Below are 13,062 nucleotides of genomic sequence, written 5' to 3' on the forward strand. Positions count from 1 at the left end.
GGAGGCCTCGCCTGTCAGCCAGGCTCACCGAACACCAGCGGTACAACCTCCCTGGGCATCACAACTAGCCGCCGAGACCGGTCACGCGCCGCTCGCCGGTGTAGACGGTGAAGCGCCCCTGCCGGCTGAACCCGACGAGCGTCATGCCCGCGTCCGCAGCGAGCTCGACCGCGAGCGACGACGGGGCGGACACGGCCGTCAGCAGCGGGACCCCGGCGAGGCGGGCCTTCTGGACGAGCTCGAACGAGGCCCGTCCGCTCACCTGGAGCACGTGCCCGGCGAGCGGCAGCCGGCCCTCGCGCAGCGCCCAGCCGACGACCTTGTCGACGGCGTTGTGCCGGCCGACGTCCTCCCGCAGGACGACGAGCTCGCCGTCGGCCGTGAACAGGCCCGCCGCGTGCACCCCGCCGGTGCTCGCGAAGGCGGCCTGCGCCTCACGGAGGGTGTCCGGCAGCGAGGCCAGGACGGCGGGCTCGACGCGGACGTCGTCGACCGCGACGTCGAAGCGGGCGACCTTGTCGACCGCCTCGAGCGACGCACTGCCGCACACCCCGCAGGCGGACGTCGTGAAGACGTGCCGCTCGAGCGAGGGGTCCGGTGGCGGCACGTGCGGCGCCAGGCGGACGTCGACCGCGGCCCCCATCGCCTGCACGCTCGCGACGTCGTCCGCCGCTGCGACGACGCCCTCCCCGACGAGGAAGCCGATCGCGAGGTCGATGTCGTGACCAGGGGTCCGCATCGTCACGCTGAAGGGGCGCCCGGCGAGGCGGATCTCCAGCGGCTCCTCCACGGCGAGGGAGTCCGGCCGGGCCGAGGTGGTCCCGTGCGTCGTGTCGTGGCGGACCACCCGCCGCCTCACCGTCATGGGCACCGGCCCAGTATCCGCACTCGTCCCGCGTCCGCCTGGCGGGAGCGTCGCTGTCGCTGCCGACCGACCGTTCGTCGTACCGGACCGACCGTTCGTCGCACGGACACTCGTCCGGTTGGCGATCACGTGTCGCCTCGCCTATCCCTGGGTAGTTGAACGTCGAGCCACACGTGCCAGTGATTCGGCGTCAGAGATGACCCCCTTGGAGGAGCGACGATGCTTCGAGTGCTCGACCGCGAACGGACGATCGCGGGACCCGGCTTCAACCGCTGGCTCGTCCCGCCGGCGGCCCTCGCCGTCCACCTGTCGATCGGCCAGGTGTACGCCTTCAGCGTCTTCAACGTGCCGCTCGAAGAGCGGTTCGACGCGAGCGCGACGGCCGTCTCCACCATCTTCTCCATCGCCATCGTCATGCTCGGGCTCACCGCCGCCTTCGGCGGCACGTGGGTCGAGCGCAACGGCCCCCGCAAGACGATGGCCGCGTCCGCCACCGCCTGGGTGCTCGGGTTCCTCGTGAGCGCGCTCGGCATCGCGAGCGGCCAGCTGTGGCTGGTGTACGTCGGCTACGGGGTGCTCGGCGGCATCGGGCTCGGACTCGGCTACATCTCCCCCGTGTCGACCCTCATCAAGTGGTTCCCGGACCGCCCGGGCCTCGCGACCGGACTGGCGATCATGGGCTTCGGCGGCGGCGCGCTCATCGCGAGCCCGCTGAGCAGCCGCCTGCTCAACGCCTACGGCGACGGCGACCTCGTCGCCGGCCTCGTGCCGACCTTCCTCACCCTCGGCGTCGCGTACCTCGTCCTCATGGCGCTCGGGGCGTACGTCGTCCGTGTCCCGGCAGCGGACTGGCGGCCCGCCGGGTACACGCCTCCCGCGGCGACCGGGCAGCCGAGCATGCGGACCACCGCAGACGTCACCGCCCGCAACGCCATCCGCACCCCCCAGTTCTGGCTGCTGTGGGTCGTGCTCTTCTGCAACGTGACCGCGGGCATCGGGATCCTCGCCCAGGCCTCACCGATGGTGCAGGCGTTCTCCGGCGTCGAGGCCGCCGCGGCCGCGGGATTCGTCAGCCTCCTGAGCCTGGCGAACATGGCCGGCCGGATCGTGTGGTCGTCGACGTCGGACGTCATCGGCCGCAAGAACACGTACATGATGTACCTCGGCGTCGGCGCGCTCCTGTACCTCGGCGTCGCCCTCTTCGGGCCGTCGTCGCTGGTGCTGTTCGTGCTGCTGACGATCGTCATCCTCAGCTTCTACGGCGGCGGCTTCGCGACCATCCCCGCCTACCTCAAGGACCTCTTCGGCGGGTTGCAGGTGGGCGCCATCCACGGCCGGCTCCTCACGGCGTGGTCCGCGGCCGGTATCGCCGGGCCGTACATCGTGAGCGGCATCCAGGACGTGCAGACCGCGCGCGGTGCGGAGGGCGCGGACCTGTACCTCCTCTCGCTCTACATCATGGTCAGCGTGCTGGTCGTCGGGTTCGTCGCGAACCTGCTCGTGCGACCGGTCGCGACCCGCTTCCACGAGCCCACCCGGGCGCCCGCCGAGCGCGACGACGTCGCCCTCGCCGGCGAGCGCTGAGACCCGACGGACAGGAGACGACGATGAGCACCGACAGCAGCGCCTCGAGCGGCGAGCGGACCGCGGCCGTGTTCCTCTGGGTCGTGGTGAGCGCCGGCCTGGTCTACGGCGTGGCCGAGACCGTCAGCCGGGTGACCCAGCTGTTCGCCTGACCCGCGCACCACCGCGACGAGAGAGGCAGAGGACCGTGGCGACCCGAGCACCGCGCGAGGACTTCACCGACGACGGGATGTCCGTCACCCACCCGAAGACGTGGGCGGCGGGGGTGCCCGGGGTCTACCACGCCCTCGAGATCTCGTGGAAGCAGATGGGGACGGGCCGGACGGTCCGCACCCTCCCCCTCCTCAACCAGAAGCACGGCTTCGACTGCCCGGGCTGCGCGTGGCCGGACCCCGACCACCGCTCCCCGGCCGAGTTCTGCGAGAACGGCGCCAAGGCCGTCGCCGAGGAGGCGACGGTCCGCCGCGTCGGACCCGACTTCTTCCGCGAGCACAGCGTCGACGAGCTCGCGGAGAAGTCGGACTGGTGGCTCGGGCAGCAGGGGCGCCTCACCCACCCCGTCATCAAGCGCGCCGGGTCCCTGCACTACGAGCCGCTGTCGTGGGACGAGGCGCTCCGCACGATCGGGGACCGGCTGCGCTCCCTCGACGACCCCGACGAGGCCGTCTTCTACACCTCGGGGCGCACCTCGAACGAGGCGGCGTTCCTCTACCAGCTGTTCGTGCGCGGGTTCGGCACGAACAACCTCCCGGACTGCTCGAACATGTGCCACGAGTCGAGCGGGTCCGCGCTCAGCGAGACCATCGGCGTCGGCAAGGGCTCGGTCCAGCTCGACGACCTCCACGAGGCCGACCTCATCGTCGTGGCGGGGCAGAACCCGGGCACGAACCACCCGCGCATGCTGAGCGCGCTGGAGAAGGCGAAGAAGAACGGCGCCGTCGTCGTCGCGGTCAACCCGCTGCCCGAGGCGGGGCTCATGGAGTTCCGCAACCCGCAGTCGCCCGTCGGCGTCGTCAAGGGCGCACAGCTCGCCGACGACTTCCTCCAGGTCCGCGTCGGCGGCGACATGGCCCTGTTCCAGGCCGTCGGGGCGCTGCTGCTCGAGCGGGAGGCCGAGCGCCCGGGCAGTGTCGTCGACCGCTCGTTCGTCGAGCAGCACACGAGCGGCTTCGAGGACTACCGTGCCCAGGCCGCGACGCTCGTCTGGGCCGACGTCCTCGCCGCGACCGGCCTCACCCGCGCCGCGATCGAGCAGCTCGCCGACCGCTTCGAGAGCAGCCGCCGCACGATCGTCTGCTGGGCGATGGGCCTCACCCAGCACCGGCACTCCGTCGCGACGCTGCGGGAGGTGGTCAACGTCCTCCTGCTCCAGGGCAACCTCGGACGTCCCGGCGCCGGCGTCTGCCCCGTCCGCGGTCACAGCAACGTCCAGGGCGACCGCACGATGGGGATCTTCGAGCGGATGCCGGAGTGGTTCCACGACCGCATCGACGAGGAGTTCCGCTTCACCTCCCCGCGCGTCCACGGTTACGACACGGTCGCGGCCATCGAGGCGATGCGCGACGGGCGCGCCCGCTTCTTCATGGGCATGGGTGGCAACTTCGTCCGTGCCACACCGGACTCCGCCGTGACGGAGCGGGCGCTGCGGTCGTGCGCGATGACGGTCCAGGTGTCGACGAAGCTCAACCGCTCCCACGCGGTCGTCGGCGAGGTCGCGCTGATCCTGCCGACGCTCGGGCGCACCGAGCGGGACGTGCAGCAGGCCGGCGAGCAGGTCGTCACGGTCGAGGACTCGATGAGCGCCGTCCACGCGAGCCGCGGCACCCTGAAGCCGGCGTCGCCGCACCTGCTGAGCGAGGTCGCCATCATCTGCCGGCTCGCGCGGGAGGTCCTCGGCGACCGGCTCGCAGCCGACTGGGCCGGGTTCGAGGCGGACTACCGGACGATCCGCGCCGCCATCTCGCGGGTGGTGCCGGGCTTCGACGACTACGAGAAGAAGATCGAGCACCCGGGTGGGTTCACGCTCCCCCACGCCGCGCGCGAGCGCCGCTGGAACACCGCGTCCGGTCGCGCGACGTTCACGGCGAACGAGCTCTACTACCCGAAGGTGCCGGAGGGCCGGCTCCTCCTGCAGACGCTGCGCAGCCACGACCAGTTCAACACGACGATCTACGGCCTCGACGACCGCTACCGCGGCATCAAGGGCGGGCGACGCGTCGTGTTCGTCAACCCCGCCGACCTCGCGGTGCAGGGACTGGTCGACGGCCAGCACGTGGACATCGTCTCGGAGTACGCCGACGGCGAGCGGGTCGCGGAGAACTTCCGCGTCGTCGAGTACGACACCGCCCGCGGCTGCGCCGCCGCGTACTACCCGGAGACGAACGTCCTCGTGCCGCTGGACCACAAGGCCGACGTGAGCCGGACGCCCGCGAGCAAGTCGCTCGTCGTGCGGCTCGTCGCACGCGACGCGGCGCCGGCCGGCGCGGCGGTCGCGACGGCTGTCGGCGCGTCCACCTGACCGCGACCATGACGGTCGTGGCGGACGCGGCGACAGGAGGGGCGCACGCCCACCGCCACGCCGACGGGGTCGACGTCCCGACCGCGCGGCGGCTGGCCCACGACGCCGGTGCCGCGCGGCTGCTGCCGCCCGCCCCGCTGCCCCTCGACGAGTGCGGAGGGACGGTGCTCGCCGCGCCGCTCGTCGCGCGTTCCGACGCCCCGTCGGTCGACAGCTCGGCGATGGACGGCTTCGCGGTCCGCGGCGAGGGCCCGTGGAGCGTCGTCGACCGGGTGCTCGCGGGCGCCGTCGCGCGGCGGGCGCTCACGCCCGGGGAGGCGGCCGAGGTCGCGACGGGTGCCCCCGTGCCGGCCGGCACGGAGCGCGTGCTGCCGATCGAGGACGTCACCGTCGACGGGAGCCGGGTCGCGCTCACCGGCCCGTGGCCGTCCCGGCGGCACGTGCGGCGCCGCGGGGAGCAGGTCACGGCGGGCACGGTGCTGCTCGACGCCGGTGTGCCCGTGAGCGCCGCCGTCCTCGGGCTCGCGGCGAGCGCGGGTGCCGACTCCCTCACCGTGCGCCGCCGCCCCCGGGTGGGCGCGCTGCTGACCGGTGACGAGCTCGTGACGTCCGGCGTGCCGCGGCCCGGGCAGGTGCGCGACGCCGTCGGGCCGCTGCTGCCCGGCCTCGTCGAGCACCTCGGAGGACGGCCGGTCGAGGCGCGTCGCAGCGGTGACGACGCCCGTGCGCTCGGCGCCGCGCTCGACTCCCTGCTGGCGACGGACGCCGACGTCGTCGTGACGTGCGGCATGGCCGGCGCTGGGCCCGCGGACCACCTGCATGCGTGGCTCGGTGACATCGGGGCGTCCCTCGTCGTCGACGGGGTCGCCGTGCGGCCAGGCCACCCGCAGCTGCTCGCGGTGCTGCCCGACGGCCGCCCGCTCGTGGGCCTGCCGGGCAACCCGCTCGCGGCCGTCGCCGCGCTCCTGCTCCTGCTGGGCCCGGTGCTCGACGGGATGACGGGTCGCGTCGGCCCGCCCGCGGCCCGGGTCCGGCTCGTGGGCGCGGTGCCCTCCGGACGCCCCGTCACCTCGCTCGTGCCGGTGCGCCGGGGCACCGAGCCCGGGACCGTCGAGGCGGCCGGGCCGGCCGGGCCCGCCCAGCTGTGGGGCCTCGCGCTCGCCGACGCCGTCGCCGTGGTGCCGCCGGGCGCCGGGCCTCAGGACCTCGTCGAGCTGCTGCCGCTGCCCTGAGCCGCTGCCCCCGAACGGCGCGAGGAGCCGCGGCGGTCAGCGCACGACGACGCTGAGCCGACCCCGGCCGTACCGCGCGATCTCGAGCGCGATGTCGTCGCGGGGCGCGGCCCGCACGGCGAGCTCGCGGACGTCCGCGCGCAGCTCGTCGTCCGGGCCGATCACCGAGTACAGCTTGAGGTGCGGCGCGTTCGGCACGTTGAACAGCGACGCGAACACGTTGAGCACCTCCGAGCAGTTCTCCACGAGGGTCTCGGTGAGGGCACCCGCATCGACGGCGTCCTGCGCCGCACCGGGCGGCAGCAGCCCGAGGGCGGCGCCGGAGTACGCGGCGAGCGCGACGTCGAACATCACGAGGGCCCGGGTCTCCATCGACGCGTCGACGTACAGCCCGACGAGGCTGCCGCTCGCGCCGCCGACGGCGACGGGGTCGGCGCCGGAGGCGATCTCGACGTCGCGGCCGGTGAGGCCCTCGAAGAGGTCCTTGACGGCCTTGAGGTGCGGCACCGGCACCGGCGCGGGCCCGGTGGGGCGGTTGAGGACGAGGCTCACAGCACACCTGCCAGCGTGTCGGCGAACGTGTCGGCGTCGAACGGCTTCGCGATGAGGAACAGCGCCCCCGCGGCGGCCGCGCGGTCGCGCATCTCCGAGGAGCCCTCGCTCGTGACGAACCCGAACGGCGTCGCGTCCCCGCGCGCCCGCAGGTGCGTGAGGAAGTCGATGCCGGTGAGCTCGGGCATGTTCCAGTCGGACAGGACGAGGTCGGGCTGCTCGCTCGCGACCACGTCGAGCCCCTCGGCGCCGTTCGTGGCCTCGACGATGTCGAGGCCCTCGAAGCCGGCCTGCCGCAGGGTGCGGACGACGATCTGCCGCATGACGCGGGAGTCGTCGCAGACGAGGACCTTCATGGTGGGCTGCTCCCTCAGGGGTGACGGGGGTGGGGGACGGCGGTCGCGTCGGCACCGGGGAGGGCGTCGACGCGGACGAGGAGGAGGTGCTCGCCCCACCACAGGGGGGCGAGGACGGTGCCGGCGCGCGGGCCGGACGTGCCGCGCGTGACGGCGGGCAGGCCGAGCCGGTGCTCGCCGACGAGGACGGCCTTGAGGTTGCCGCCGACCATGTTCGTGATCTCACCCGTGGCGTCGGCGACGTCGGCCTCGTCGACGTCGTCGGGGTCCAGGGCGAGCATGCGCGAGGCGGCGGCACGGGCGGCGGCCTCCGGCAGCACGACCTGCACGACGGCGGCGGCGGGCCCCTCGATGGCGATCCGCCCGACGAGGGCGTCCGCCAGGTCGGCGTCCGACGGCACCTCGAACGCCTCGTCGAGCTCGACCTCGTCGTCGACGAAGGACGCCCACACGGCCTGCGTGAGCTCGGTGACGACGGCGGCGTCGACGACGTCGACGAGCGCGACGGCGCCGCTCACGCCCCGACCTCGGCGGGCACCAGGCCGAGGTAGCGGAGCTTGTCCGCCAGCGCGTCGGCCGTGAAGGGCTTGATGAGGTACTCGTGGGCGCCGGCGGCGAGCGCGCGGACGATCTGCGAGTGCTCGGACTCCGTCGTCACCATCATGAGCGTGACGCCCCGCCACCGGGGGTCGCTGCGGACGGCCTGGACGAGCTGGAGGCCGTCCATGACGGGCATGTTCCAGTCGATGCACGCGAGGGCGGGCACCGTCCCCTCGGCCGTGAGCCGTTCGAGCTCGGCGAGGGCGCTGGCGCCGTTGTCCGCCTCGACCGGGGTGAACCCGAGCGGGCCGACGATGGCGGAGACGATGCGCCGCATGGCGCGGGAGTCGTCGACGACGAGGGCGAGCATCAGCGGCCTCCGGGGCTGAGGTGGGTCCTGGTGCGGGTGGTCGGGAGGGGACGGACGGGTTTCGGGGCACCCACGAGGGGTCGGGTGCCCGGCGCCTGGCGGGGCAGCGGCGGGCGGACACCACCCGCCGGCGGCAGGGACGGCACGGCGCGGGTCGTCGACAGGGACGGGGCGCCGTCCTGACGCAGGACGGACGAGCCCGCGACCGTCTCCCGGTTCCAGCCGACGTCGAGCCCCAGGGCGGACTCGGCGGCCCCGAGGAGCAGGACGCCGTCGGGGCGGGTGACCCCGCGCACGCGGCGGAGGATGTCGACCTTCGTCGCGCCGTCGAAGTAGATGAGGACGTTGCGCAGCAGCACGACGTCGAAGCGGCCGAGGTCGGTGAAGGGCTCGGCGAGGTTGCCCTCGCGGAAGCTCGTCATGCGCTGCAGCTCGGGCGCGACGCGCCAGTGGGCGCCGTCGCGGGTGAACCACCGCACGAGGTGGCTGGCCGGCAGGCCGCGGTTGACCTCGAGCTGGGAGAAGCGACCCTCGCGGGCACGCGCCACCATCGCCGGCGACAGGTCGGTCCCGATGATCTCCACCGACCAGCCCGGCGGCACGACCTCCGTGCACAGCATCGCGACGGAGTACGCCTCCTGGCCGGAGGAGCACGCCGCGGACCAGATGCGCAGGCGCCGCTCGGAGCCGCGGGCGCGCACGAGGTAGGGCAGCACGGCGGTCCGCAGCAGCTCGAAGGGGCCGTTGTCACGGAACCACGACGTCTCGTTCGTCGTCATCGCGTCGACGACGAGCCCGACGACGCGCCGGTCCCCGGCGCGGGCTCGGGCGACGAGCTCCCCGACACCGCCGAGGCCCTCGCTGCGGACGATGGGCGCGAGCCGGGTGTCGATGAGGTACTGCTTGGACTCGTCGAGGACGATCGCGGAGCGGCGGCGCACGAGCTCGCGCACCCAGATGGCGTCGGCGGGACTCATGGCCGGTCGGCTGTCAGGCATGCCGACCTCCGGAGACCGGGGTCACCGCACGGAGCGGTGGCACGGCACCGGGCTGGGAGACCACGGCGCGGACGACCGCGGGACCGATGTCGGGCAGCGGGAGGACCGCGTCGGCGAGCCCGGCTCCCACGAGGCTGCCGGGCATGCCCCACACCACGCTCGACGCCTCGTCCTGCGCCCACAGCGGGGCTCCTGCGGCGGCGAGGTCCGCCGCCCCGGCGGTCCCGTCGGAGCCCATCCCCGTGAGGACGACGGCGAGGCACTGCCCGTGCACGGCGCGCGCGACGGAGCGGAAGAGCACGTCGACCGCGGGACGGCAGAAGTTCTCCGGCGGGGCGTCGCTCAGCCGGGTGCGGAGCACCCCGGCGTCGCGGACGACCTCGAGGTGCCGGCCGCCGCGGGCGACGACGACGGTGCCGGGATCGAGGCGCTGCCCGTCCTCGGCGTGGAGGACCCGGACGGCGCACGTGCGGTCGAGCCGCTCGGCGAGCAGCTGCGTGAACTCCGCCGGCATGTGCTGGACGACGACGACCGGCACAGGGAAGGACGGCGGCAGCGAACCGATGACCTTCGACAGGGCCTCCGGCCCACCGGTGGACGACCCGACGGCGACGAGCTGCGGTCGTCGCACGAGGGTGCGGGGCGGGCCCTGTCGCGGCAGCGGCGGGACGGCCCGGGCGGCGGGTGAGGCCAGGAGTGGCGAACCGGCGGGCCGCAGGGCCGAACGGCGCAGCTGCGTGCCCGGCTGCCGGCGGCGACCGGCGAGCGCCCGGACCCGGGGCAGCAGCTCGGCACGGACCTGGTCGAGGCCGGAGCCGACGGCGGAGGCCTGGCCGGGCTTCGTCACGTAGTCGGTGGCGCCCGCGTCGAGGGCGTCGAACGTCGCCCGCGCGCCGCGCTCCGTGAGCGTGCTGAACATGATGATCGGGGTGAGGCGGTCCGTCGTGCGGATCTCGCGGACGGCCTGGATGCCGTCCATGACGGGCATCTCGATGTCCATCGTCACGACGTCGGGGCGAAGGCGCCGCACGGCGTCGGCACCGAGCCGGCCGTTGGAGCAGGTCGCGACGACCTCGACCTCCGGGTCGGAGGCGAGGACGTCGGAGACCAGGCGGCGCACGACGACCGAGTCGTCGACCACGACGACACGGATGCGAGGGCTGCTCACACGACCTCCGTCCGGCGCCCGCACGGGCGCTGCTCACGTCACCCCGAGAGGGGGTGTCGTGTGAGGAGATCGGCAGGTCTAGGCCGGACCTGATGCCTCGTCGAGCGCGTCGAGCAGATCGGCGACGAGGACCTCGAACACGTCGTCGGGCAGGACGTCGGCGACGACGAGCGCCTGGACGGCACCGCTGCACGTGTTCCACACGCCCGCGGCCGCCTCCGCGGGGGTGACCCCGGCGCGGTGGAGGGCGCGGACGAGGTCGAGCTGGGCGAGCGCGGCCGTGCGGGTGCGGCCGGTGATCTCGATGGCCCACGTCGCGTCGTGGACGTGACGGGCCCACACCGCGGGGACGGGCCGGTCGGGCGTGCGGAGGGCCTCGGGGCGCGCGGCGGCGACCTGCCGCAGCAGCGAGGCGGCCGCGGGCACCTCGACGGCGTCGCCGGGTGAGTCGACGGGCGGCAGCAGGTCACCGCCGACGGTGGGCCGCAGCAGCTCCCGCGCGAGCGGGGCGAGGGCGGGGTCGCCGCAGCCGAGCAGGAGCTCCGCGAGCACCCCGTCGGCCAGGGCGGCGCCGAGCCGCACGTCCGAGGCCTCGCGCACGGCCAGCCCGGCCGCGGCCTCGTGCGGCGCCCCCGTGCCCGAGCGGCCGGTCGCGTCGACGGGGAGCGACCGGGCGAGCGCGAGGAGGTCCTCGACGGTGCCGAGGCTCACGGCCTGGAGGTCGCGGCGCGCCCGGCGAAGGGACGCCGTGAGCGTCTCCGCGAGCTCCTCGACGCTCACCGGGCGCGCCGGCGTCCCCGGCGACCGGCTCTCGACCACGTCGTCACGGACGTCGACGGCCGGGACGGTGGCGCGCTCCCCGAGGAGGCGGAGCGCCGCGGCGCGGGCCCCCGCGGGGTCCTGCCCCGCGCCTGTCGCGGTCGCCGGCACGGGCGCCGCGCCAGGCTCCACGAGCAGTCCCTGACCGAGGAGACGCGCGACGGCGCCGCCCCCCGGGGTGCGCACGAGGTCGAGGCCGAGGGCGCTGGCGCTCGTGAGGGAGTAGGCCACGACGGCCATCCTGTCCCCGGGGCCGGACACCGGTCATCCGCCGGTCGCGTGGTCGTGGCCGGCCGCACCCGCACGGGTGCTCCCCGCGGGTGACGAGGTCGGCGTGCGTGTGCGTGCGTTCGCGGAGCGTGCACGCCGACGCCCCCGGCCGCGGGTCGGCCGGGGGCGTCGTGGCGAGCCGGATCAGAGCGTGAAGCGCCGCACCGTCGCGGTCAGCTGCTCGCTGAGGGCCGTGAGCTCCCGGGTGTGCGAGGCGCTCGTCTGGGCCTGCGCGCTCGACTGCTCCGCCGCGGTGGCGACGGCGCTGATGCCGGACCCGATCTCCGACGAGCCCGCCGCGGCCTCCGACAGGGACCGCCCCATCTCGCCCGTCGTCGCGGTCTGCTCCTCGACGGCGGAGGCGATGGTGGTCTGGATGTCGTGGATCCGGCCGATGGTCGTCTCGATCCGCTCGATGGCGGACACGACGTCGGCGGAGTCGGACTGGATGGCGGTGACGCGCTTCGCGATGTCGTCGGTGGCCTTGCCCGTCTGGGTGGCGAGCTCCTTGACCTCGGTCGCGACGACGGCGAAGCCCTTGCCGGCCTCGCCGGCCCGGGCGGCCTCGATCGTCGCGTTGAGGGCGAGGAGGTTGGTCTGCTCCGCGATCGAGGTGATGACCCGGACGACCTCGCCGATGAGCTGGCTGGACTCGCCGAGCCGGGCGACGATCTGGCCGGCCTCGCCCGCGACGCTCACGGCGTCGCCGGCGACCGTGGCGGCCTCCTGCGCGTTCTGCGCGATCTCCCGGATGGACTGGCCCATCTCCTCGACGCCGGCGGCGACGGTCTGGACGTTGCGGGTGACCTGCTCGGCGGCGGCGGCGACGACGTTCGCCTGCTGCGAGGACTCCTCGGCCGCCGCGGCGACCTCGGTGGAGACGCCGTCGAGCTGGCCCGCGGCCGCCGACAGCGCACCGGAGCCGCGCTGGACCTCACCGAGGGAGGCGCGGAGCGTGGCCGCGAGGGCGTTGACGGCGCGGGCGATTCGACCGACCTCGTCGGTGCGCTCCACGTCGGAGGACACCCGGAGGTCACCGGTGGCGAGGGTCTCGAGGGAGGCGACCGTGGCAGAGAGCGGCGGTGCCGTCACCCGGTACACGAGGAAGCTGGTGGCCGCTACGAGCACCACGCCGACACCGACGCTGATCCACAGGATGACGACCGTGAGGTGTCCGAGACCGGACGTCGTGGCGAGGGAGGTGTCGATGGCGTCCGTCAGGACGACGTCGACCTCGTCCATGGCGGTGTCGATGACGTCCTCGGCGGTGTCGATGCGCGCCCACTGGGACTGTGCGGCGCCGCGGTCACCGGCGGCGAGCTGGAGGTACGTGCCGACCTCGGCGTGGTAGGTGTCGAACGCCTCGTCGAGGTCGTCGACCTGGTCCTCGACCGCCGGCGGCAGCACGAGCCCCTGAAGCTCCTCGAGAAGTGCGTGCACGGTCGCCTGGTCCTCGACGAAGGAGGCGTCGGCGTCGGCGAGGTCCCCGCCGAGGGCCGCGACGTACGCGGTCGACTTGTGCTCCGACGCGCGGTTGGCGAGCTGGAGGAACGCCACCTTCGCGTGCTCGAGCTCGCGGTACTCGCGGTTGACGGCGGTCCGGTAGTCGCTGACGAGCTGGTTGCTCACGGCGACGCCGACCAGCACCGCGACGACGACGCCGACGAGCGTGCCGAGCTTGAGGGAGAGGGGCCAGCTGGTGAAGGACCGGCGGCGCCGGACCTGCGGGGTGCTCATGAGGGGCTCCTGGGGTGTGGGCTGAAGACAGAGGGGGTCGTTCGGTGGTGGAG

13 protein-coding genes are annotated in these 13,062 nt (G+C 74.3%); 4 read left to right on the forward strand and 9 right to left on the reverse strand.

Annotated features, from left to right (window positions below):
• Positions 1-64: 64 nt before the first annotated feature.
• Positions 65-865: a formate dehydrogenase accessory sulfurtransferase FdhD gene (gene fdhD / locus WAB14_RS13235; RefSeq protein ID WP_340270744.1), complete on the reverse strand. Its 801-nt coding sequence runs from the start codon at positions 863-865 to the stop codon at positions 65-67.
• 219 nt (positions 866-1,084) lie between these two features.
• Here fdhD and WAB14_RS13240 point away from each other — a divergent pair, with 219 nt between their 5' ends.
• From WAB14_RS13240 to WAB14_RS13255, 4 genes are read left to right on the forward strand one after another with little or no spacing between them, the layout of a single operon-like run.
• Complete coding sequence (locus WAB14_RS13240) at positions 1,085-2,449, forward strand: L-lactate MFS transporter (protein ID WP_340270449.1); 1,365 nt, start codon at positions 1,085-1,087, stop codon at positions 2,447-2,449.
• A 23-nt stretch (positions 2,450-2,472) separates the two neighbouring features.
• The gene (locus tag WAB14_RS13245; protein WP_340270451.1) at positions 2,473-2,601 is read left to right on the forward strand and encodes an MFS transporter small subunit; all 129 of its coding nucleotides are present in this window, start codon (positions 2,473-2,475) and stop codon (positions 2,599-2,601) included.
• A 35-nt stretch (positions 2,602-2,636) separates the two neighbouring features.
• Positions 2,637-4,967 carry an FdhF/YdeP family oxidoreductase gene (locus WAB14_RS13250; RefSeq protein WP_340270453.1) on the forward strand — a complete coding sequence of 777 codons (2,331 nt, stop codon included), beginning with the start codon at positions 2,637-2,639 and terminating at the stop codon, positions 4,965-4,967.
• A 17-nt stretch (positions 4,968-4,984) separates the two neighbouring features.
• Positions 4,985-6,199: a molybdopterin molybdotransferase MoeA gene (locus tag WAB14_RS13255; RefSeq protein WP_340270455.1), complete on the forward strand. Its 1,215-nt coding sequence runs from the start codon at positions 4,985-4,987 to the stop codon at positions 6,197-6,199.
• Between the two features lie 36 nt (positions 6,200-6,235).
• On the opposite strand, the gene WAB14_RS13260 is transcribed toward WAB14_RS13255, so the two are convergent.
• The 8 genes from WAB14_RS13260 to WAB14_RS13295 form a co-directional block, all read right to left on the reverse strand.
• Complete coding sequence (locus WAB14_RS13260) at positions 6,236-6,751, reverse strand: hypothetical protein (RefSeq protein ID WP_340270456.1); 516 nt, start codon at positions 6,749-6,751, stop codon at positions 6,236-6,238.
• Positions 6,748-7,107 (reverse strand): response regulator, encoded by a 360-nt coding sequence (locus WAB14_RS13265; protein ID WP_340270457.1) that lies wholly within the window; start codon positions 7,105-7,107, stop codon positions 6,748-6,750. Before WAB14_RS13265 ends, WAB14_RS13260 begins: the two co-directional genes overlap by 4 nt.
• Before the next feature lie 14 nt (positions 7,108-7,121).
• Entirely contained in the window at positions 7,122-7,625 is a 504-nt protein-coding gene (locus WAB14_RS13270; RefSeq protein ID WP_340270458.1) for a chemotaxis protein CheX, read from the reverse strand.
• Complete coding sequence (locus tag WAB14_RS13275; protein WP_340270459.1) at positions 7,622-8,017, reverse strand: response regulator; 396 nt, start codon at positions 8,015-8,017, stop codon at positions 7,622-7,624. The genes WAB14_RS13270 and WAB14_RS13275 overlap by 4 nt, the downstream gene beginning before the upstream one ends.
• On the reverse strand, positions 8,017-9,015 hold the full coding sequence (locus WAB14_RS13280; protein WP_340270460.1) for a CheR family methyltransferase: 999 nt from the start codon (positions 9,013-9,015) through the stop codon (positions 8,017-8,019). The genes WAB14_RS13275 and WAB14_RS13280 overlap by 1 nt, the downstream gene beginning before the upstream one ends.
• Positions 9,008-10,183, reverse strand: a complete 1,176-nt coding sequence (gene cheB / locus WAB14_RS13285) for a chemotaxis-specific protein-glutamate methyltransferase CheB (protein ID WP_340270461.1) — start codon at positions 10,181-10,183, stop codon at positions 9,008-9,010. Before cheB ends, WAB14_RS13280 begins: the two co-directional genes overlap by 8 nt.
• 78 nt (positions 10,184-10,261) lie before the next feature.
• Entirely contained in the window at positions 10,262-11,233 is a 972-nt protein-coding gene (locus tag WAB14_RS13290) for a serine/threonine-protein kinase (RefSeq protein WP_340270462.1), read from the reverse strand.
• Between the two features lie 183 nt (positions 11,234-11,416).
• Complete coding sequence (locus WAB14_RS13295) at positions 11,417-13,009, reverse strand: methyl-accepting chemotaxis protein (RefSeq protein ID WP_340270463.1); 1,593 nt, start codon at positions 13,007-13,009, stop codon at positions 11,417-11,419.
• Positions 13,010-13,062 lie beyond the last annotated feature (53 nt).

Origin of the sequence: Aquipuribacter nitratireducens (assembly GCF_037860835.1) — a bacterium.
In the GTDB taxonomy this organism is placed as follows: domain Bacteria; phylum Actinomycetota; class Actinomycetes; order Actinomycetales; family JBBAYJ01; genus Aquipuribacter; species Aquipuribacter nitratireducens.

Coding starts and splice junctions, on each gene's coding strand:
- fdhD (WP_340270744.1), bottom strand. CDS start 865: ATGACGGTGAGGCGGCGGGTGGTCCGCCACGACACGACGCACGGGACC.
- WAB14_RS13240 (WP_340270449.1), top strand. CDS start 1,085: ATGCTTCGAGTGCTCGACCGCGAACGGACGATCGCGGGACCCGGCTTC.
- WAB14_RS13245 (WP_340270451.1), top strand. CDS start 2,473: ATGAGCACCGACAGCAGCGCCTCGAGCGGCGAGCGGACCGCGGCCGTG.
- WAB14_RS13265 (WP_340270457.1), bottom strand. CDS start 7,107: ATGAAGGTCCTCGTCTGCGACGACTCCCGCGTCATGCGGCAGATCGTC.
- WAB14_RS13275 (WP_340270459.1), bottom strand. CDS start 8,017: ATGCTCGCCCTCGTCGTCGACGACTCCCGCGCCATGCGGCGCATCGTC.
- WAB14_RS13280 (WP_340270460.1), bottom strand. CDS start 9,015: ATGCCTGACAGCCGACCGGCCATGAGTCCCGCCGACGCCATCTGGGTG.
- WAB14_RS13295 (WP_340270463.1), bottom strand. CDS start 13,009: ATGAGCACCCCGCAGGTCCGGCGCCGCCGGTCCTTCACCAGCTGGCCC.